18 protein-coding genes, 1 tRNA gene and 1 pseudogene are annotated in these 19850 nt (G+C 71.0%); 7 read left to right on the top strand and 13 right to left on the bottom strand.

What is annotated here, in order from left to right:
* Nucleotides 1–129: 129 nt before the first annotated feature.
* The 4 genes and pseudogenes from ACZ4IF_RS10335 to ACZ4IF_RS10320 form a co-directional block, all read right to left on the bottom strand.
* Entirely contained in the window at nt 130–1074 is a 945-nt protein-coding gene (locus ACZ4IF_RS10335; protein WP_467561357.1) for a MerR family transcriptional regulator, read from the bottom strand.
* 32 nt (nt 1075–1106) lie between these two features.
* Nucleotides 1107–1295, bottom strand: a pseudogene (locus ACZ4IF_RS10330) (metal-dependent hydrolase); the annotation flags it as partial.
* A gap of 137 nt (nt 1296–1432) precedes the next feature.
* Nucleotides 1433–3202: an SDR family oxidoreductase gene (locus ACZ4IF_RS10325; protein WP_467561355.1), complete on the bottom strand. Its 1770-nt coding sequence runs from the start codon at nt 3200–3202 to the stop codon at nt 1433–1435.
* Entirely contained in the window at nt 3199–4062 is an 864-nt protein-coding gene (locus tag ACZ4IF_RS10320; protein WP_467561353.1) for a M24 family metallopeptidase, read from the bottom strand. The genes ACZ4IF_RS10325 and ACZ4IF_RS10320 overlap by 4 nt, the downstream gene beginning before the upstream one ends.
* Nucleotides 4063–4357: 295 nt before the next feature.
* On the opposite strand from ACZ4IF_RS10320, the gene ACZ4IF_RS10315 reads away from it, so the two are divergent.
* The 6 genes from ACZ4IF_RS10315 to ACZ4IF_RS10290 all read left to right on the top strand — a co-directional run bounded on the left by ACZ4IF_RS10315 (nt 4358) and on the right by ACZ4IF_RS10290 (nt 8648).
* The gene (locus ACZ4IF_RS10315; protein ID WP_359495029.1) at nt 4358–5320 is read left to right on the top strand and encodes an ABC transporter ATP-binding protein; all 963 of its coding nucleotides are present in this window, start codon (nt 4358–4360) and stop codon (nt 5318–5320) included.
* On the top strand, nt 5310–6215 hold the full coding sequence (locus ACZ4IF_RS10310) for an ABC transporter permease subunit (RefSeq protein WP_467561351.1): 906 nt from the start codon (nt 5310–5312) through the stop codon (nt 6213–6215). The genes ACZ4IF_RS10315 and ACZ4IF_RS10310 overlap by 11 nt, the downstream gene beginning before the upstream one ends.
* Entirely contained in the window at nt 6212–7123 is a 912-nt protein-coding gene (locus ACZ4IF_RS10305; RefSeq protein ID WP_028804041.1) for an ABC transporter ATP-binding protein, read from the top strand. Before ACZ4IF_RS10310 ends, ACZ4IF_RS10305 begins: the two co-directional genes overlap by 4 nt.
* Before the next feature lie 10 nt (nt 7124–7133).
* Nucleotides 7134–7853 (top strand): ABC transporter permease, encoded by a 720-nt coding sequence (locus ACZ4IF_RS10300; RefSeq protein WP_467561349.1) that lies wholly within the window; start codon nt 7134–7136, stop codon nt 7851–7853.
* Nucleotides 7854–8006: 153 nt separating this feature from the next.
* Nucleotides 8007–8240, top strand: coding sequence for an SGM_3592 family protein (locus ACZ4IF_RS10295; protein ID WP_467561347.1), 234 nt, complete (start codon nt 8007–8009; stop codon nt 8238–8240).
* A gap of 323 nt (nt 8241–8563) precedes the next feature.
* Nucleotides 8564–8648, top strand: a tRNA-Ser gene (locus ACZ4IF_RS10290).
* Between the two features lie 205 nt (nt 8649–8853).
* Here the strand turns inward: ACZ4IF_RS10290 and ACZ4IF_RS10285 are convergent.
* From ACZ4IF_RS10285 to ACZ4IF_RS10245, 9 genes are all read right to left on the bottom strand, one after another.
* Nucleotides 8854–9633: an HAD family hydrolase gene (locus tag ACZ4IF_RS10285; RefSeq protein ID WP_467561772.1), complete on the bottom strand. Its 780-nt coding sequence runs from the start codon at nt 9631–9633 to the stop codon at nt 8854–8856.
* A gap of 104 nt (nt 9634–9737) precedes the next feature.
* Complete coding sequence (serS, locus tag ACZ4IF_RS10280) at nt 9738–11015, bottom strand: serine--tRNA ligase (protein ID WP_359494955.1); 1278 nt, start codon at nt 11013–11015, stop codon at nt 9738–9740.
* A 780-nt stretch (nt 11016–11795) separates the two neighbouring features.
* Nucleotides 11796–12728, bottom strand: coding sequence for a prephenate dehydratase (pheA, locus tag ACZ4IF_RS10275; protein ID WP_345640347.1), 933 nt, complete (start codon nt 12726–12728; stop codon nt 11796–11798).
* A gap of 160 nt (nt 12729–12888) precedes the next feature.
* Nucleotides 12889–14169 (bottom strand): iron uptake transporter deferrochelatase/peroxidase subunit, encoded by a 1281-nt coding sequence (gene efeB, locus ACZ4IF_RS10270; RefSeq protein WP_467561344.1) that lies wholly within the window; start codon nt 14167–14169, stop codon nt 12889–12891.
* A gap of 8 nt (nt 14170–14177) precedes the next feature.
* Nucleotides 14178–16184: a copper resistance CopC/CopD family protein gene (locus tag ACZ4IF_RS10265; RefSeq protein ID WP_467561342.1), complete on the bottom strand. Its 2007-nt coding sequence runs from the start codon at nt 16182–16184 to the stop codon at nt 14178–14180.
* A 13-nt stretch (nt 16185–16197) separates the two neighbouring features.
* Nucleotides 16198–16680, bottom strand: coding sequence for a copper chaperone PCu(A)C (locus tag ACZ4IF_RS10260; protein WP_467561340.1), 483 nt, complete (start codon nt 16678–16680; stop codon nt 16198–16200).
* Nucleotides 16677–17330: an SCO family protein gene (locus tag ACZ4IF_RS10255; RefSeq protein WP_467561338.1), complete on the bottom strand. Its 654-nt coding sequence runs from the start codon at nt 17328–17330 to the stop codon at nt 16677–16679. Before ACZ4IF_RS10255 ends, ACZ4IF_RS10260 begins: the two co-directional genes overlap by 4 nt.
* Nucleotides 17331–17451: 121 nt before the next feature.
* Nucleotides 17452–18195, bottom strand: a complete 744-nt coding sequence (locus tag ACZ4IF_RS10250) for a YcnI family copper-binding membrane protein (RefSeq protein WP_467561336.1) — start codon at nt 18193–18195, stop codon at nt 17452–17454.
* A 109-nt stretch (nt 18196–18304) separates the two neighbouring features.
* Complete coding sequence (locus ACZ4IF_RS10245) at nt 18305–19135, bottom strand: hypothetical protein (RefSeq protein WP_467561334.1); 831 nt, start codon at nt 19133–19135, stop codon at nt 18305–18307.
* 223 nt (nt 19136–19358) lie between these two features.
* Here ACZ4IF_RS10245 and ACZ4IF_RS10240 point away from each other — a divergent pair, with 223 nt between their 5' ends.
* Nucleotides 19359–19814: an ATP-binding protein gene (locus ACZ4IF_RS10240; protein WP_345640366.1), complete on the top strand. Its 456-nt coding sequence runs from the start codon at nt 19359–19361 to the stop codon at nt 19812–19814.
* Nucleotides 19815–19850: the final 36 nt, after the last annotated feature.

The raw sequence follows: 19850 nt of genomic DNA, 5'->3' as shown, positions 1-19850 counted from the left end.
CGTCGGGTTCACCAGCGTGCCTGGCGAGACGCTGATCACGCATTTGATTTTGGTCCGGAGGTTTGATCCACAGCCAAGTCTGGTTATCCACAGGGGATTTGAAGATTCTGTGGACAACGTGGCGAGGATTCAGGGGGATTGGTCAATCATGCCGCGCTTGGCGTGATTTGCTGCCATGTGGTCCAAGGTGCGTGCCTGGACCTCGCGTTCGGCCGCTGCAGTGACGAATGCGGGCACCTGCGACGGACCAACCAGGTTCGCCACGGCCCGCATTGTCTCCGCGGGGATCTCCACCGAACGCACCTCGTCGGCTCTTTCCCGTGGCGGCCCAGCCCCCAGCTGCTCACGCAGGTGTCGGTGCGCGAACAGGCGCATGGCCCTGGCCAGTTCGGCGTCGACCGTCTGCTGTGCCAGAGGCCGCAGCCGTCGTACGAGAGAGGCCGCCTCGGCCGCCTCCGCGTCCGTCGGTGGGTGCTCCCCCAGGTAGCGGGCGAAGACATGCTCGGTCGTGAACTCCAGGAAACGGTCCGCTATATGTTCCACCTGCACTCTCAACTCCCGCAGATGACCGGAGATCGCGGACAGCGGGACGCCCGCCGCGTGCAACTCCACTGCGACGCCCAGCTCTTGAGGGCTCGGGACGAGGAAGGTGTCCTCGTCGCCGGGAATGCGCTCCAGCACCCCCAGCTCCACGGCCTCGGCCACCGCCGCGTGGTCAGGGCTTCCGCCGAACCGCTCGTCCAGCTCGGCGCGCGAGATCCGCGCGGCCTCCTCGTCGGTCCACGGCCCGTCGACCTCGGCGACCAGGCCGAGGACCCCGCCGAGGCCCCGGCCGGTGTCCCAGGCCTCCAGCAGTTCCTTGATGGACGCCAGCGTGTAGCCGCGGTCGAGGAGGTCGGCGATCTGCCGCAGCCGGGCCAGATGCGTGTCCGCGTACACGTTGGCGCGGCCCCGCCGCTCGGGGCGGGGGAGCAGTCCGCGGTCCTGATAGGCGCGGATCGTCCGCACCGTGGCACCGCTGAGGTGTGCCAGATCCTCGATCCGGTACGCGGCACCGGCCGCTTCGTCGCTCACGCTTCCTGCCCTTCCGCGTCGCCCGGCGGTCGCTACGCGGTCGCCGCATGCCCGATCGCCGCGGCTGCTGTCCGTGCCGCCGGTGAAAGTGCCAGGTACTCGACGGCCCGGCGCAGTGACCCCTCCTGGGACGGATGGTACGACCGCCGCGGACAGCGCGGTACGGCCGCGCCGAGCTCCTTCCATGTGGTCAACAACCCTTGGCGCACGGCTCCGTTGTGCGCGGCGGGATGATCGAGGACGTACGCGTGCCGCACGCTGTGTGTCGCCTCCTGCCCCGTGAACCCCTTGACGTCCGTCAGGACCCGGCGCGGTGCGATCGCACCGCGCCCGGGGACTCCGGCGGGCTCCGGCGTGCTCACAGCGGCGGCTCCAGCCGGGCGATCGCGCGCAGCGCCTTCGGGGTGAACCGGGACATGAGGCGGGCGCCGCGTGCCTCCGGGGTGACGGGGACGACGGCCTGGTTGCGGACGACGGCGCCCAGGATCGCGTCGGCGACCTTCTCCGGCGGATAGTTGCGCAGGCCGTACAGCCGGGCGGACTTCTTCTGGCGCCGCTTCTCCTCCGCCGCGTCGACGCCGGCGAAACGGGCGGTCGAGGTGATGTTCGTGTTGACGAAGCCGGGGCAGACCGCCGAGACGCCGATCCCCTGCCCGGCCAGCTCCGCACGCAGGCACTCGCTGAGCATCAGTACGGCCGCCTTGGAGGTGCTGTAGGCGGGCAGGGCCTTCGAGGGCTGGTACGCCGCGGCCGAGGCGGTGTTGACGATGTGGCCGCCCTGGCCGCGCTCGGCCATCTGCTTCCCGAAGAGCCGGCAGCCGTGGATCACACCCCACAGATTGACGTCGAGGACCTTCTTCCAGTCCTCCGACGTCGTGTCGAAGAAGGAGCCGGAGAGCCCGATCCCGGCGTTGTTCACCAGGACGTCCACCACGCCGTACTCCGTGGCGACCTTCTCGGCGAGTTTCTCCATGGCCTGCTCGTCGGAGACGTCGACCGTCTCCGCCCAGGCCTCGGGAGAGCCGATCAGCCGGGACATCTCCGCCGTGCGGGCGGCACTCTCCGCGTCCCGGTCGACGGCCACCACGCGCGCGCCGGCTTCGGCGAACGCGAAGGCGGTGGCCCGTCCGATGCCGCTGCCCGCGCCGGTGACCAGGACGAGCTGGCCCCCGAACCGCTCCGCGTACTTGCCGGTGGCCGCCGTGTCCTGCGCGGGCAGTCCCGCCTCCCGGCCTTCGTTGGCCGTCACGAACTCGGTGATCCAGGCGGCCAGCTGGTCCGGCCGCGTGCGCGGAACCCAGTGCTTGGCGGGGAGCGTGCGGCGCAGCAGCCGGGGTGCCCACTCCTCCAGGTCGTCGTAGAGCCGCTCGGAGAGGAACGCGTCGCCCAGGGGCGTGATCAGCTGCACGGGCGCGTGGGCGTACGCGTCGGCGCGCGGCCTGCTCAGCCGGGGCCGTACGTTGTCTCGGTACAGCCATGCGCCGTGCGCCGCGTCCGAGGGCAGCGACGAGGTCGGGTAGTCGCCCGCGGGCACCTTCTCGAACCGCTCGAGCATCTTCGGCCAGCGCTTGCCGAGGGGGCCGCGCCAGGCCAGCTCGGGCAGCGCAGGAGTGTGCAGCATGTACACGTACCAGGACTTGGCGCCCTGGCCGAGGAGCTGGCCGACCCGGCGGGGGGTGGGCCGGCGCACGCGCTGCTTGATCCAGTGCCCGAAGTGGTCCAGGGACGGACCGGACATCGAGGTGAAGGACGCGATCCGGCCCTCGGTGCGTGCCACCGTGACGAACTCCCAGGACTGCACCGAGCCCCAGTCGTGCCCCACCAGGTGCACCGGACGGTCCGGGCTCACCGCGTCCACGACCGCGAGGAAGTCGTCCGTCAGCTTCTCCAGGGTGAACCCGCCGCGCAGCGGCTGCGGCGCCGACGACCTGCCGTGCCCGCGCACGTCGTACAGCACGACGTGGAAGCGGTCGGCCAGTCTTGCGGCGACCTCGGACCACACCTCCTTGGAGTCCGGATATCCGTGCACGAGCACCACCGTGGGCTGCCGGTCGTCGCCCAGCTCGGCGACGCACAGCTCGATCCCGCCCGTCCGAACCCAGCGCTCGCGCGCACCTTCGAGACTCACTTGTCCTCCGCCCAGCGCCGCACGTGCGGCAGATCGTCGTCCAGCCAGAAGGCGCTCGCCTCGGGGTCCTTGGAGTCGGTGACGACCAGGATCTCCTCGAACTTCGCGCCCGTGCCCCGGAATCCGAGGTGGGGTTCGACCGCCCACAGCCCGGGCTGCGGCGGATGGTCGGAGAAGCGGTACGGCGACCACAGCGGCGACCAGCCGTCCCGGTGCCCGCGCAGGGCGTCGCCCGCCAGGCCCTTCAGGGACTGGGTGCCGAACCCGAACAGACGAGGGGACCAGGGACGCTCCCTGACCCGGTCCACCTTGTGCGCGATCACACCGAAGGGGTACGCGCGGTGCCGGTTGGCGTACCCCTGGCGGACCATGAGCCGGTCCACGTCCTCATAGATCTCGCGCAGCGTGCGGCGCTCGCGGACCTCGCGGAGGATGAGCTCGCGGTGCGCCTCCAGGTCGGCGAGCAGCTTGTCCTGGAGGGGGTTCGGGCCCAGGGAGCCCGAGTAGCCGATGTCGGCGGTGAAGCCCTTGTGGACCGGCGCCATGTCGAGGATGAAGGGCATCCCCGGCTCCAGCCGCCGGTTGGTCGGGAAGAACTGGAGCGGGACGCGGAAGCCGACGAACGCCGTGCGGTCGCCGAACCAGGCGAAGGGCAGGTGGAACCAGTCCCGCACCCCGCGCTCGCGCAGCCAGTCGCGCTGCATGCGGGCCGCCTCGCGCTCCGTCACACCGGGCTTCAGCTGCGCCGCGACCGCCTCCGCGCACTCGTACGCGAGGCGCTGCACCTCTTTGAACCCGCGCAGTTCCTCTCCGAACCCGCGCAGCTCCGCGGAGAGTTCGCCTGCCACTGCCGTCGTCATGCCACCGCCCCACACCCTGTCCACGCTGACCGCGGTACGTGTCCGTAACTTGACACTGGCGAATGTGACAGTAGTTAGAGGCTGCGTCAATAGCCGGGTGCGGCGCCTGTGGACAACCGGCCCGTTGTGGACGGCCGGCCACCCCCGGACGGGCGGCCCGGCCGAGGGTGCGGCGACGGGCGGCATTCGACCTCAGGGGGACCCCTACGGGCCCGTACGACTGGAGTCTGACGCGGATCCAGCTCCGTGGTCTGACGACCGCTGTGGCGTGCGCCACTACCTTCGAAACGTGACTGTGATCGCGACCGAAAGCCTGAGCAAGCGGTTCCCCCGGGTGACCGCGCTTGACCGGCTCTCCGTGGACGTCGGGCCCGGTGTGACCGGACTCGTCGGAGCCAATGGAGCCGGCAAGTCCACACTGATCAAGATCCTGCTGGGTCTGTCCCCCGCCACCGAGGGCCGCGCCGAAGTGCTCGGACTCGACGTCGCCACCAAGGGCGCCGCCATCCGCGAGCGGGTCGGGTACATGCCCGAGCACGACTGCCTGCCGCCCGACGTCTCGGCCACCGAGTTCGTCGTCCACATGGCGCGCATGTCCGGCCTGCCGCCGGCCGCGGCCCGCGAGCGCACCGCGGACACCCTGCGCCACGTCGGCCTGTACGAGGAGCGCTACCGCCCCATCGGCGGCTACTCGACGGGCATGAAGCAGCGCGTGAAGCTCGCGCAGGCCCTCGTCCACGACCCCCAGCTGGTCTTCCTCGACGAGCCGACCAACGGCCTCGACCCGGTCGGCCGCGACGACATGCTCGGGCTGATCCGCCGGATCCACACCGACTTCGGCATCTCGGTCCTGGTCACCTCGCACCTCCTGGGCGAGCTGGAGCGCACCTGCGACCACGTCGTCGTCATCGACGGCGGCCAGCTGCTGCGGTCCAGCTCCACCACGGACTTCACCCAGACCACCACGACCCTCGCCATCGAGGTCACCGACACCGACGAGCACCCGGACGGCACCCGCGCGGTGCGCGACGCGCTGCACGCGCGCGGGATCGAGACCCACGACGGCAGCGGCTTGCCGGGCGCCGGGCACATCCTGCTGCTGACCGCCGAGGGCGAGGAGACGTACGACCTCGTCCGCGACGTCGTCGCCGACCTCGGCCTCGGCCTGGTCCGCATGGAGCAGCGCCGGCACCACATCGCGGAGGTCTTCAAGGACAGCGACGAGCAGCGGAAGGAGGCGGTCGGCCATGGCGGTTGAGCAGCCCACGGCCCGGGAGGCCGAGCAGACCCGGATCCACAACATCGGCTACCGCAATTACGACGGACCGCGCCTGGGCCGCGCCTACGCCCGTCGCTCGCTGTACTCGCAGTCCCTGCGAGGCGCCTACGGACTCGGCCGCTCGGTCAAGTCCAAGGTGCTGCCGATGCTGCTGTTCGTCGTGATGTGCGTCCCCGCCCTGATCATGGTGGCGGTCGCGGTCGCCACCAAGGCGAAGGACCTGCCCGTCGACTACACGCGATACGCGATCATCATGCAGGCCGTGATCGGTCTGTACGTGGCCTCGCAGGGACCGCAGGCCGTCTCCCGCGACCTGCGTTTCAAGACCGTCCCGCTGTACTTCTCGCGCCCCATCGAGACCGCGGACTACGTGCGGGCCAAGTACGCGGCGCTGGCCTCGGCGCTGTTCGTCCTCACCGCCGCGCCGCTGATCGTGCTCTACGTGGGAGCGCTGCTGGCGAAGCTGGACTTCGCCGACCAGACCAAGGGATTCGCACAGGGGCTGGTCTCCGTGACACTGCTGTCGCTGCTCTTCGCCGGCATCGGCCTGGTGATCTCCGCGGCCACACCGCGCCGCGGCTTCGGCATCGCGGCCGTCATCGCCGCCCTGACCATCTCCTACGGGGCGGTGTCCACCGTCCAGGCCATCGCCTACGAGCAGTCCAGCACCGGAGCCGTCCCGTGGCTCGGCCTCTTCTCGCCGATCACGCTGATCGACGGGGTGCAGACCGCCTTCCTGGGCGCCACCTCCGCGTTCCCCGGAGGGGAAGGACCCTCGTCCGGGCAGGGCCTCGTCCACCTCATCGTCGTCCTGGGGCTCATCGCCGGCTGCTACGGCCTCCTGATGCGCCGCTACCGAAAGGTCGGGCTGTGACCACGCTCAACATCGACCATGTCTCACGCTGGTTCGGCAACGTGGTGGCGGTCAACGACATCACGATGACGATCGGCCCCGGAGTCACCGGCCTGCTCGGCCCGAACGGCGCGGGGAAGTCCACCCTCATCAACATGATGGGCGGCTTCCTGGCCCCCTCCACGGGCACCGTCACCCTCGACGGCGAGCAGGTCTGGCGCAACGAACAGATCTACCGGCACATCGGCATCGTCCCCGAGCGCGAGGCGATGTACGACTTCCTCACCGGCCGCGAATTCGTCGTCGCCAACGCCGAGTTGCACGGCCTCGGCGACAAGGCCGCCCAGCGCGCGCTCGCCACGGTCGAGATGGAGTACGCGCAGGACCGCAAGATCTCGACGTACTCCAAGGGCATGCGACAGCGCGTGAAGATGGCGTCCGCCCTCGTCCACGACCCGTCGCTGCTGCTGCTCGACGAGCCGTTCAACGGCATGGACCCGCGTCAGCGCATGCAGCTCATGGACCTGCTGCGGCGCATGGGCGACGAGGGCCGAACGGTCCTGTTCTCGTCCCACATCCTCGAAGAGGTCGAGCAGCTCGCCGCGCACATCGAGGTGATCGTCGCCGGACGGCACGCGGCGAGCGGCGACTTCCGGCGCATCCGCCGCCTGATGACCGACCGCCCGCACCGCTATCTGATCCGGTCCAGCGACGACCGGGCGCTCGCCGCGGCGCTGATCGCCGACCCGTCGACGTCGGGCATCGAAGTCGACCTGGCCGAGGGCGCGTTGCGCATCCAGGCGGTCGACTTCGGCCGGTTCACCGCCCTGCTCCCGCGCGTCGCGCGCGAGCACGGCATCCGGCTGCTCACGGTCTCGCCGTCGGACGAGTCCCTCGAGTCCGTCTTCTCGTATCTCGTCGCGGCGTAGGAGGCCGAAGATGTACGACCCCACAGTCGCCCGGCTCACCTACCGTGGCCTGCTCGGCCGGCGCAGGGCCCTGATCCTGTGCGCCCTGCCCGTCCTGCTCATCGTGATCTCCGCCGCCGTGCGCGGCTTCACCGGCGCCGACGACCAGGTGGCCTCGGACGTGCTCGGCGGTTTCGCGCTCGCGACGATGGTGCCGATCATCGGCGTCATCGCGGGCACCGGCGCGATCGGCCCCGAGATCGACGACGGCTCGGTGGTGTATCTGCTGGCCAAGCCCCTCAAGCGGCCCACGATCATCTTCACGAAGCTGATCGTCGCGGTCGCCGTCACCATGGCGTTCTCGGCGGTGCCGACGTTCATCGCGGGCCTGATCCTGAACGGCAACGGCCAGCAGATCGCCGTCGCCTACACCGTCGCCGCGCTGGTCGCCTCGATCGCGTACGCCGCCCTGTTCCTGCTCCTGGGGACCGTGACCCGGCACGCGGTGGTCTTCGGGCTCGTCTACGCCCTCGTCTGGGAGGCCCTCTTCGGGTCGCTGGTGTCCGGCGCACGCACGCTGAGCATCCAGCAGTGGGCACTCGCCGTGGGCCACAAGGTCACCGGCGGCGACCTCGTCACCTCCGACGTGGGCCTGCCGACCGCGACGGTGCTGCTGATCGCGGTCACCGTGCTGGCCACCTGGTACGCGGGGCAGCGGCTGCGGTCGCTGACGCTGGCCGGCGAGGAGTGAGCGGGTTCCACGCGCGCGTGCCTGCCGTCGCGGTGCACGCGCGCGTGGAACCCCGCCGGGGCCGCCCCTTCACCGGGCGGCCTCTTCTTGACATCGGCTTCACCTGTGCCCGGGCACACTGGGCCGAGGGGATGCGTTGCTAGGAGGACGGGGATGTCCGCTGAGGAACTGAAAGGCGACGGGGAATCCGGGGACGTCTGGGACGACCTCGTCCTGGACGAGGACTTCATACGGTCCGCGGAAACGGCCGAGCCCTCGGCCCGCGCCCGTATGCTGGCCGCCCGCTGGCGCCAGGGAGGGCCCGACCCGCAGCCCTGGCGGTCCGACGAGCCGCCCGCGGGATGGTTCTTCAGCAAAGCGCGACGGCGCAGGTGGCGCCGCCGCTGACCGCGGCTTCCGAGGGCCGCCGAGTACGGGGCGCCGCCGGGGCGGGTGGCCCTGACCCGGCACCGCGTGCGGGCCTCGCATTTATTCGGTGGCGTCCAAATCGGCTCCGGGGCACAGTAGTTGTGTCCACGCCGCCGCATCGAGCCGGCGCCATGTTCTGGGAGAGGAGCGCGACGATGTTCATCAGGAGCAGTTCGTCGAGCTCCCGGCAGGGCAGCCCGCGGCGGGTTCCGGAGTAGTTACCCCTCCGTCGAACCCACCCCGCACGGGGGGCTGCCCGGGGCGGCCGCTTCGAGCGCGCGTCACGCGCGGGCCGCCCACCCGGAGGATTGGCCGAGAGGTAAGGCACCGGCTTGCTAAGCCGTGGTCGGGGTCGTCCCCGCGCGCGTTCGATCCGCGCATCCTCCGCAAGAACGCACCGGCCGACGGCTGCTGCCGTCGTCCCCCGGCCGACCGGCCGACCGGCCGACCGGCCGACGTCCGTCAGCGCTCGCCCGGCCGTGCAGCCGCGGCGCGGACCCCGCCCCACCGTGCTCGGCGGGAGCCGGGACGGACCGAGGCCGGACCAGGGGGTTTCGTTCGGCTCGGATCGGGCCGATCCGAACGGAACCCCCTAGCCCAGCAGGCGTTCCAGGACCACCGCGATGCCGTCCTCCTCGTTCGAGGACGTCACCTCGTCCGCGACGGCCTTGAGATCGTCGTGGGCGTTGGACATGGCCACCCCGTGCGCCGCCCAGGCGAACATCGGAATGTCGTTGGGCATGTCGCCGAAGGCGATCGTGTCGGCCGCCTTCATGCCGAGCCGGCGGGCCGCCAGGGACAGTCCGGTCGCCTTGGAGAGACCGAGGGGCAGCAGCTCCACTATCCCCGCACCCGCCATCGTGACGCCCACCAGGCCGCCCGCGACCTCCGTGCCGACGGCGGCGAGCTCGTCGTCGGAGAGCGTCGGATGCTGGATGTAGACCTTGTTCAGGGGAGCCGACCAGAGGTCCGCCGCGTCCCTGATCGGCATGGTCGTCAGCGGGCCGTCCTGCACCCGGTAGCCGGGGCCCACGACGACCTCGCCGTCGAGCCCGTCGCGGCTCGCCGCCAGCAGGAGCGGCCCGACCTCCGCCTCGATCTTGGCGAGCGCCAGACCGGCCAGCTGCCGGTCCAGCGTCACCGACGTGAGCAGCCGGTGCTCCCCCGCGTCGTACACCTGGGCGCCCTGGCCGCACACCGCGAGGCCCTCGTAGCCGAGGTCGTCGAGGATGTGCCGGGTCCAGGGCACCGCACGTCCGGTGACGACGATGTGGGCCGCGCCCGCCGCGGTCACCGCGGCGAGCGCCTCACGCGTGCGCCGGGAGACCGTCTCGTCGGCACGCAGCAGCGTGCCGTCGAGGTCGGTCGCCACGAGTTTGTACGGGAACGACCCGCTCGGTCCGTCCTGCTCGTGCGACGCCCGCGGCGCGGTCGAGCCGTGCGGCGCGGTCGAACCGGTCGCTCCAGATGTGCCGGTCACTTGGAGATCGGCTCCAGGACCTCACGGCCGCCCAGGTACGGACGCAGCACCTCCGGCACCCGGACGGAGCCGTCGGCGAGCTGGTGGTTCTCCAGGATCGCGACGATCGTGCGGGGGACGGCGCACAGCGTGCCGTTGAGCGTGGCGAGCGGCTGGACCTTCTTGCCGTCGCGCATGCGGACGGACAGGCGGCGGGCCTGGAAGCCGTCGCAGTTCGACGCCGAGGTCAGCTCGCGGTACTTGCCCTGCGTGGGGATCCACGCCTCGCAGTCGAACTTGCGCGACGCGGACGCGCCCAGGTCGCCCGACGCCACGTCGATGACCTGGAACGGCAGCTCAAGACCGGTCAGCCACTGCTTCTCCCAGTCCAGGAGGCGCTTGTGCTCGTTCTCCGCGTCCTCCGGGGCGACGTACGAGAACATCTCGACCTTGTCGAACTGGTGCACGCGGAAGATGCCGCGGGTGTCCTTGCCGTAGGTGCCGGCCTCGCGGCGGAAGCACGGCGAGAAGCCGGCGTAGCGCAGCGGCAGCTTGTCGGCGTCGAGGATCTCGTCCATGTGGTACGCCGCGAGCGGGACCTCGGAGGTGCCGACCAGGTAGTAGTCGTCCTTCTCCAGGTGGTACACGTTCTCCGCGGCCTGGCCGAGGAAGCCGGTGCCCTCCATGGCGCGCGGGCGGACCAGCGCGGGCGTCAGCATCGGGGTGAAGCCGGCCTCGGTGGCCTGTGCGATCGCCGCGTTGACGAGGGCGAGCTCCAGGAGCGCGCCGACGCCGGTCAGGTAGTAGAAGCGCGAGCCGGACACCTTGGCGCCGCGTTCGACGTCGATGGCGCCCAGCGCCTCGCCGAGCTCCAGGTGGTCCTTGGGTTCGAAGCCCTCGGCGCCGAAGTCGCGGATGGTGCCGTGCGTCTCCAGGACGACGAAGTCCTCCTCGCCGCCGACCGGTACGTCGGGGTGCACCAGGTTGCCCAGCTGGAGGAGGAGCCGCTTGGTCTCCTCGTCCGCCTCGTGCTGCTCGGCGTCGGCCGTCTTGACGTCGGCGGCGAGCTGACCCGCCTTCTTCAGCAGCTCGGCCTTCTCGTCGCCCGAGGCCTTGGGGATCAGCTTGCCGAGCGCCTTCTGCTCGGAACGCAGCTCGTCGAAGCGGACGCCGGACGACCTGCGCCGCTCGTCGGCGGAGAGGAGGGAGTCGACGAGGGCGACGTCCTCTCCACGGGCGCGCTGGGAGGCGCGAACACGGTCGGGGTCCTCACGGAGCAGGCGAAGGTCAATCACCCCTCAAGGCTACCGGTGCGCGGTTCCGGCCAACGACTCGATATTCCGGTCCGCCGGTTCTGTCACGTTATAAGGGGAATGCCGGACTGAATCTTTTGATCATGGGTCGACGTCAAGGAAAAGGGTCGTACTCCCTGAAAGGGGGCAGGCGGCGACTCGTCGGTTGACCGGATTTCCTTGTGGTGACAGGGACTTGGTGCCTGGTTGTCCACAGGGATCCACAGCCCTCCAGAGTTATCCACAGGCTGTGCGGAAGATCTGTGGACTTCGGAAATGATCATTCCGAGGGGTGGGCGCGGGGTGAGGAATTCCCGGCTCAAACCCTGCGTACACGCACTTTCGGGTGTAAATGATTCGCCCCATAGAGTTGATCAAGGGAAAAGGGTGGACGAAGGGTGACGTGCGGGGCTGTGGAAGAAGTTGGGGCCTGTAGGCCGATTTGTCGACGATGCAGTATTTCGTTGTCGACTTGTCCCCAGGTCGAGAAGCGCGCCTGTGGATAACATCTGTGGATGACGAAAATCTGCAGGTAGGACCAGTGATCAAGGGTGCGCAGGCCGGTGGACAGGGATGACGCCGGGACCGTTCGGGCCCTCGGGCACGAGCCGCCGGCCAGGCGTGTTCGGCTCCCGCGCACCGAACCGGTGGAAATGAGTCGCACGGACTGTTCATGGCGTGTTCGGGAACGGTCCGTCCATTCGATTTCCGGCATCGGCCCACTGCCTTTGGCCGCCCTGGCCCGAACCGGCGCTCTCCGCCCCGCCCGCGGAACGGCCCCTTTCAGAAGCGGCCGTCCTGGCAGCGCGCCAGCCAGTCGGATGCGGCCGAGAATTCGCTGTCAGAGGTCCCGGCCCGTGGTGCGCGTACGTCCTTGGGGTCGACTTCCGCCCGGGGGTACGAGCCGAGGAAGCGCACCTGCGGGCAGACCCGCTTGAGCCCCATCAGCGCCTCGCCCACCCGCCGGTCGGAGATGTGACCTTCGGCGTCGATGGCGAAGCAGTAGTTGCCGATGCCCTCGCCGGTCGGCCGGGACTGCAGCAGCATCAGGTTCACGCCGCGCACCGCGAACTCCTGGAGGAGCTCCAGCAGGGCGCCGGGGTGGTCGTCGCGCTGCCAGATGACCACGGACGTCTTGTCCGCGCCGGTCGGTGCGGCGGGCCGGGCGGGCCTGCCCACCAGCACGAAGCGTGTCTGCGCGTTCTCCGCGTCGTGGATGCCGGTCTCCAGCGGCTCCAGGCCGTACTTGGCTGCCGCGAACTCGCCCGCGAAGGCCGCGTCGTACCGGCCTTCCTGGACCAGGCGCGCGCCGTCGGCGTTCGACGCGGCGGACTCCCACAGGGCGTCGGGCAGGTGCGTCCTGAGCCAGTTGCGCACCTGTGGCTGTGCGGCGGGGTGCGCGGTGACCGTCTTGATCTCCGACAGCTTCGTGCCGGGCCTGACCAGCAGTGCGAAGGTGATCGACAGCAGCACCTCGCGGTAGATCATCAGCGGGGCGCCCGCGACCAGCTCGTCGAGGGTCGTGGTGATGCCGCCCTCCACCGAGTTCTCGATGGGGACGAAGGCGGCCTCGGCCTCGCCGTTGCGGACGGCGTCCAGTGCGGCCGGAACCGACACCACCGGGACCAGTTCCCGGGTGGCAGCCTCCGGGAGCGTGCGCAGGGCGACTTCGGTGAAGGTGCCTTCGGGACCGAGATACGCGTAACTGGCTGGCATGACCTCACCCTAATGGGCCTCGAACAACCAGGACGACGTGTGGGGAAACGGGACCCCCAGGGGTGATCGGCTACGAGGCGATCAGCCGTCCCCAGGGGGACCGGCCACCCCCAGAGGTGATCCGGGACCCCCAGGGGCGATCCGGGGCCGGCCCGGTCGGTCAGCCTTCCAGCAGGCGCTGCCCCACGTACTCGCCCGTCGCCGCCCCGCCGGGCACCGCGAACAGGCCGCTCGACTCGTGGCGGACGAAGGTGGAGAGCGCGTCACCGCGGTCGAGCTTGCGCTGGACGGGCACGAAGCCGCGCAGCGGATCGGCCTGCCAGCAGACGAAGAGCAGGCCCGCGTCGGGCACCCCGTCCGTGTCGATGCCGTCGTGGAAGGAGAACGGGCGGCGCAGCATCGCGGCACCGCCGTTCTGGTCGGGCCGGGTGATCCTGGCGTGCGCGTTGATCGGCACGACGAGATTGCCGTCGGTGTCGGTCTTGTCCAGGTCCATCGGCGTGGTCTCGGTGCCGCCGCCGAGCGGGGCGCCGGTGGCCTTCTTCCGCCCGATGACGTCCTCCTGGGCCGTGGGAGAGAGCTTCTCCCAGTCGTCGAGGAGCATGCGGATACGGCGGACGACGGCATAGGAGCCGTTCGCCATCCAGGCCGGCTCGCCCGCGGCGGGCACGAAGACGCGCCGGTCGAAGTCGGACTCGGACGGCTTCGGGTTGCGGGTGCCGTCGATCTGCCCCATCAGGTTGCGAGCCGTCATGGGCCGGCCGGTCGCGCCGGGCGAGCGGTTGAAGCCGTTCATCTGCCAGCGCACCCGGGCCGCGCTGCCCGCGTCCTTCTGGACGGCGCGCAGGGCGTGAAAGGCGACCAGGGCGTCGTTCGCTCCGATCTGCACCCACAGGTCGCCGTTGCTGCGCGCCTTGTCGAGGTGGTCGGAGGAGAAGTCGGGCAGCGGGTCGAGCGCCACCGGACGCTGCTTCTCCAGGCCCGTACGCGCGAAGAAGCTGTGCCCGAAGCCGAAGGTGACCGTCAGGGAGGAAGGGCCGGCGTCGCGTGCGACATCCGTGTCGTCCTGGGCGGCGGGCTCGCCCGCCATCAGCCGCTGGGCGGTCGCCGACCAGCGGCGGAGCAGCGCGGCGGCCTCCTTGCGGCCCGCGCCCGCCGCCAGGTCGAAGGCGACGAGGTGGCCGCGTGCCTGGAGGGCGGTCGTGATGCCCGGCTGATGTTTCCCGTGAAACATCACCGCGTCCGAGCCGACCGAGGTCAGCGGCGCGGCCGGCGCGCCGTTCTCGTCGTTCGGAGCGGCCGCGTATCCGGCGGCGCCCCCGGCCGCGCCCAGGGCGAGACCGGTGGCGCCGGCGGTGCCGAGCAGCCGGCGCCGCGAGAAGCCGCCCTTGGCGGCGGCCTCGGGGGAGGAGACGGCGTCGGGAGTGGACTGGTCGGGCATGGTGGGGTTCAGCCGATCTGCGCGTTCTTGTTCACGGTCGCCTGGTCGATGTCGGAGGTGCGCACGGTCACCGCGATCTTCCAGTCGCCCGCCATGGGGATCTGCACTCCGCTCGCCGACCAGTGTCCGGTGGCGATGCGGTCGGGGGTCACGGGCAGCGGGCCGATGTCCTTCGCGGCGAGGGTGAAGGCGACCTTCACCTCGGGGACGTCGAAGGCCTTGCCGTTGGGCCGCTCCACGAAGACGTGCATCTCGTTGCCGCCGACGCGGGCCGGGTCGAGGGTGAGCTCCACGGTGCCCTTGCCGTCCTCGCCGCCGGTGTCGAACGGGATCTTCAGGGACAGCGGGCCCGAGCGCTGGGACGCGGAAGCGGTGGCCTGCTGGGCCGCCTCCTCCGTACGCCCGGGCTCGGTGGAGGTCAGCACGGTCGTGACCGCGAGCAGGACGACGGCGACACCCGCCTCCGCGAGCACCGAGCGACGCAGACCCGAGCGGTGCGGATCGGCGTCACGGAGGCGCTTGTCGCGCGCGGTGGCCACGGCCGCCCGCTGCCGGGCGAGCTGCGCGGCACGCCGGGAGTCCGCCGGGACCGTCTCCCGGGTCTCCTCGCGCTGTTCGGCCACGTCCTCGGCCGCGGAGCCTCGTTCCTCCGAGGCCGGCGCCTCGGACAGCCGGCCGGTCCAGCGGCGTGAGATCCATGCGATGCCGACGAGGACCGCGACCAGAGCGATTTTGACGAGCAGCAGTTGTCCGTACCGCGTGCCGGTGAACGCGGACCAGGAACCGAGCTGGCGCCACGACTGATAGATCCCGGTGGCGACCAGGGTCACGACGGCGCCGAACGCGAGGCGGGAGAAGCGGCGCACGGCCGCCGTGTCGATCGCGTCCTCGGCCGGAGCCCTGAACAGTGCCGTCAGCAGGGCCGACAGCCCGCCGAGCCATGCGGCGACGGCCAGCAGGTGCAGTACGTCGACGGGCATCGCGACACCGGGCTGGAGGCCGGTCGAGGCGTGCTCGGCCATCGCCCAGGTCGCGGCCAGGCCCGCCGCGACGACGGTGCCGCCGATCGCGAGGCCGAAGGTGAGGTCCTTCTTCTCGGCGGCTCTGTCCGCGGCCTCGGCGGCCCGGGCGGCCGCCACGGTGGCCTCGTCGTCGCCTCCGCTGCTCCCGTCGGTCCCGCCGGTCGCGTCGGTCGGATCGGACGTGTCGGACGCCTGGGCCTCGGGCTCGTCCCGCTTGACGTACGCGCCGAAGAGCACCGCGATGAACAGCGCCGCGGCGGCGAGCAGCAGCAGCCGGGACACCAGAGCGGCGCCCGACTTGGTCTGGAGCACCTGACCCAGCAGGCTCAGGTCGAAGACGTCGCCGATCTTGCCGGAGCCGACGTACGAGCCGCGCAGGAGCAGCAGCGCGAGGGTGGCGCCGGTGAGGGCGAGCCAGCCGGTGACGACGAGCCGCTGGACCGGCCGGACGCCGGCACCGCGCTGCCAGCAGATCAGCACGAAGGCGGCTCCGCCGACCAGGAGGACGAAGCCCGCGTAGGAGACGTAGCGCGCGACGCCGTAGAGCACGCCGACGGTTCCGCCGCCCGCGCCCTGGTCGGACAGGGCGACGGAGGTCTGCGAGGGCGCTCCGACGGAGAAGGTGAAGGCGCCGGAGACGGGGTGGCTGTCCTCGGACACCACCTGGTAGGTGACGGTGAAGGTGCCGTCGGGCAGTCCCGAGTGCAGCTTCACGCCGTACGTGGTGCCGCTCAGGTTGGCGGCCCGGCCGGTGTCGACCCGCTTGCCCTTGGGGTCGAGCACGCGGAGCGAACCGTCGGACAGCGCGACCTTCTCGGAGAAGGTGAGCGACACCTGGGTGGGCGCCTGGTCGACCACCGACCCCTGCTTCGGGTCGCTCCCGGTCAGCGCGGCGTGCGCGGAGGCGGGAGCGGCCCCGGCCAGGAGCGCGCCGGTGACGGCGAGGAACAGCAGCAGGAGGGTCCGGAAACGGGGGGCGATGGTCTGCGTCAAGGTGGTCGCTCCCTCAGTGCCCGGTCTTCGGTGTGTACGTCGCGGACTTCACCGGCATGGATATCTTCACTGTGCCGGATTTGGCGAAGTGGAGTTCCACGGCCACGCTCTCGCCCTGCTCCGGCTTGCGGGTGAGCTTCTCGAACATGAGGTGGTTGCCGCCGCTCGCGAAGTTCAGCGTGCCCTTCGCGGGCACGGCGAACGACTTCTCCTCCGCCATCGCCCCGCCCTGGGTGGAGTGCAGCGTGACGTCGGCCGACAGGCTGCTGGTGACCGAGGTCAGGGTGTCGGCGCCGCCGGTGTTGCTGACGGTGAAGAAGCCGGCCGCCATGGTCGCCATGCTCGGGGCGGGCATGTAGGCGCCGGTGACCTTCAGAGCGGGCCTGCCCGCCGAGGAACCGCCGTCGTCCGAGCCGCAGCCCGCGAGCGTGGCCGCGGTGGCCGCGAGGACCGCGCACGCGGCGAGCGGACGCGGGGCCCGGCCGGGACGGCTCACGGGTTCTCCCCCTTGATGAGCTCGGGCAGGTCCTTGGTGTAGTCGTCGACGGTGGCGTCCTCGCCGTACAGCACATAGCCGCCGTCGGTCTTCGGCGAGAACGCGACGACCTGGGTGCCGTGCACGGAGACGAGCTTGCCGTTCTTGTCCTTCGACGTCGGCTCGATGGAGATGCCCAGGGTGCGCGCGCCGGCCTGGACCGTGGCGAAGTCGCCGGTGAGGCCGACGAAGTCGGAGTCGATGCCCTTGAGCCACGCACCGAGGGCGGCGGGGGTGTCGCGGCCGGGGTCGGTGGTGACGAACACGACGCGGAGCTTGTCCTGTTCGGCCTTGGGCAGCTGCTTCTTGGCGACGGCCAGGTTGTTCATCGTCAGCGGGCAGACGTCGGGGCAGTGCGTGTAGCCGAAGTACACGAGCGTCGGCCGGCCCTTGGTCTGCGCGCGCAGGTCGTACTTCTTGCCGTGCGTGTCGGTGAGCACGAGGTCCGGCTTCTCGAACGGCTTGTCGAGGATCGTCGCCGCCTTGGCGGAGCCGGTCTCGGCGGACACGTCGGCGACGGGCTTGTTGCCGTCGTCGCCGCTGCCGCAGGCGGAGAGGGTCAGGGTGGCGGCGGCGAACAGGGCGGCCACGGCATACGTCTTCTTGCGCATAGAAAAATGTCCCAGATGTGTGCGCTCCGGCGCGCACCGGGGGTCGTACCGGGCCCGAAGCCCAGGTCGTACGACGTCCCGGTGCGCACCGAAGGGATGAGCCTCGGTACCGCGTGCTGCCTCAGGCGGCGCGGCGGCGGCCGGCGAGCACGCCGTACGCCACGCCTGCCACACCGACGACGATGCCGACGATGCCGAGCACGCGTGCGGTGGTGTCGCTGCTGTCGGACGACGCCTCGGTGGTCTTCTCGGACTCCGCCTTCGCGTCGGACGAGTGCGACGCGTCGGAGGCGTCCTCGGCGTCGGCGGAGCCGTGGTGACCGCCCTCGGACGCGGCGGAGAGCGCGAGCACCGGAGCCGGGTTCTCGGGCTCCTCCTGGCCTTCCTGCTGCGGCTCGATCCAGCGCACGACCTCCTTGTCGGAGTACGTCTGGACGGCCTTGAAGACCAGTTCGTCGGTGTCCTCGGGCAGCGCGCCGATGGAGAGCGGGAACTTCTGGAAGAAGCCCGGCTCGACGCCCTTGCCGGTGGCGGTCCAGGTGACCTTGGTGACGGCCTCGTCGATCTTTTGGCCGTGCACGGTCAGCGGCTTGTCCAGCTTGGACTTGGTGACCTTCACGTCCCAGCCGTCCAGCTTCTGCGGCATGACGGAGGCGAGCGGGTGGTCGGCCGGGAAGCTGACCTCGAGCTTGGTGGTCGAGGCGTTGTCGCGCTCGTTGGGGACCTTGAAGTTCACGACCGCGTAGTCGCCCTTGGCGGCCGTGCCCTCGGGCTGAACGCTGACATGCGCGAAGGCGGGGACCGACAGGGTGAGGACGGCCGAGGCGGCGACGGCAGCGGCGGCGGCGATACGGGAAGGCTTCATAGCAGGGGACACTCCACTTTCAGTCCGTTGGCAAGGGGATGCGCGTGCGCGACGGGCACGCGCGCGTGCCGCACGACGGCGTGGCCCCTTGGCGGAGTGACGCGTCGTGTCAGGCGGCGAGGACGAGTGCGGTGGAGGACGGCGGTCCGCGCCGGACGACGGTGTGCTGGAGTGTGCTCGCCTGCGGCTTCAGGGGCGCGAGCAGCGCGGTGCGCGGTGCGCGGACCGCGTCGGGCGCTCCCGGAAGACCCGCGCGCAGGGCGCGTACGAGCGCGAACGCGGAGCGCAGGGACCGTACGAGCGCCGTCTCGGCGACCCCGTGGGCGGACAGCCGCATGAGACGCAGCAGCGCCAGGTCCCCGCGGCGCAGCACCCATCCCGCGGCGACGGCCGCGAGGACGTGGCCGAGGAGCATCGGCAGGGAGGGCAGGACCGACATCGATGAGCCGGCCGCGGCCGCCATGGCGTCCGCCGGGTGGTGCATGGACGGGCTCATGCCGGTCGTCGTGCCCGTGTCGATCCGCGCCTCGGCGAGGATCCGCTGGGCCTGTGCCGGACTGATCGCCGCCGCGGCCGTGCCGCACACGAGGCGCGCGGCCCGCTCGACGAGCGAGGCGTCCGACATCGGCATGCCCGACATGGCGTCCGTGGACGTCGCGACGGTGTGCTGGCCGAGTCCGAACAGCGTGTGCAGCGCGGTCTGTCCGGCCGCGAGGACCGCGGCGATGCCCGGGAGCGACCGCTCGCGTCCGGCCAGTGCGGCGGCGACCGCGAAGACCGCGAGGAAGCCGGTCCCGAGTGTCCACAGGGGAACCGAGGCGCAGGAGGCGAGACCATGACCGGCCGCGGCCAGCGCGACGCAGACCGCGGCGAACACCGCGGCCCTGAGCATCCGGAGGTCGAGTCCGGAGCGTGCCGAGCGCTTGTGGGGGGCAGTCATGGCGGGCTCATCATCCCACTGGCCCGACGCGTCCGGTACGGCAGGTCCGCTAGGTGGTGTTCGACCGGTAGGTCACCGTATGCGGGTTCTTGGGTGCACATACACCGACCCTGGGCACCCGCGCATCCGCCGTATGGGCGGCATCACCTCGGGCAGGCGATTGCGTGCGCGTGCTTGCGGCAATACGTAACGGTATGTCGAGCCGCGGCCGGGAGGCTGGAGCATGAGCATCTGGTGGTCACTCCATCTGCGGCGCGAAGCTGCGAGCGTTCCGCTCGCGAGACGCCTGCTGCTCGGCACGATGGAGAGCGCGGGAGTCGACCCGGACATCTCGTACGACCTCTCCGTCGCCCTCACCGAGGCCTGCGCCAATGCCGTCGAGCACGGTGGCGGCACGGCGAACGGCCCCTCCTCCGAGGCCTACCGGGTGACCGCCTACCTCGACGGCGAGCGGTGCCGCATCGAAGTCGCCGACTCGGGCCCGGGTTTCCCCGGCGGCCGTGCGCGACCTCCGATCCGTCCGGCGCGCGGTGACAGCGAGCACGGGCGGGGGCTGTGCCTGATCCATGAACTCGCGGACCACGTCCAGATCGACAGCAGCCCCGGCAGAGGCGGCGCCGTGGTCAGCTTCGACAAGATCCTCAAGTGGAAGAAGGACCCCTCTTTGCTGACGGCTTAGCGCCGCGCGCGACGGATCGGGGCGTCCGGGCGATCG

The organism is Streptomyces sp. NPDC025784 (genome assembly GCF_055558435.1).
This window is presented reverse-complemented; position numbering and strand designations above follow the sequence as displayed.

What these genes read in the sequence shown, in the direction of transcription:
- ACZ4IF_RS10320 (WP_467561353.1), bottom strand. Translation starts at nt 4,062, where the DNA reads ATGACGACGGCAGTGGCAGGCGAACTCTCCGCGGAGCTGCGCGGGTTC.
- ACZ4IF_RS10300 (WP_467561349.1), top strand. Translation starts at nt 7,134, where the DNA reads ATGTACGACCCCACAGTCGCCCGGCTCACCTACCGTGGCCTGCTCGGC.
- pheA (WP_345640347.1), bottom strand. Translation starts at nt 12,728, where the DNA reads ATGCCAGCCAGTTACGCGTATCTCGGTCCCGAAGGCACCTTCACCGAA.
- ACZ4IF_RS10310 (WP_467561351.1), top strand. Translation starts at nt 5,310, where the DNA reads ATGGCGGTTGAGCAGCCCACGGCCCGGGAGGCCGAGCAGACCCGGATC.
- ACZ4IF_RS10255 (WP_467561338.1), bottom strand. Translation starts at nt 17,330, where the DNA reads ATGCGCAAGAAGACGTATGCCGTGGCCGCCCTGTTCGCCGCCGCCACC.
- ACZ4IF_RS10295 (WP_467561347.1), top strand. Translation starts at nt 8,007, where the DNA reads ATGTCCGCTGAGGAACTGAAAGGCGACGGGGAATCCGGGGACGTCTGG.
- efeB (WP_467561344.1), bottom strand. Translation starts at nt 14,169, where the DNA reads ATGCCCGACCAGTCCACTCCCGACGCCGTCTCCTCCCCCGAGGCCGCC.
- ACZ4IF_RS10245 (WP_467561334.1), bottom strand. Translation starts at nt 19,135, where the DNA reads ATGACTGCCCCCCACAAGCGCTCGGCACGCTCCGGACTCGACCTCCGG.
- ACZ4IF_RS10250 (WP_467561336.1), bottom strand. Translation starts at nt 18,195, where the DNA reads ATGAAGCCTTCCCGTATCGCCGCCGCCGCTGCCGTCGCCGCCTCGGCC.
- ACZ4IF_RS10240 (WP_345640366.1), top strand. Translation starts at nt 19,359, where the DNA reads ATGAGCATCTGGTGGTCACTCCATCTGCGGCGCGAAGCTGCGAGCGTT.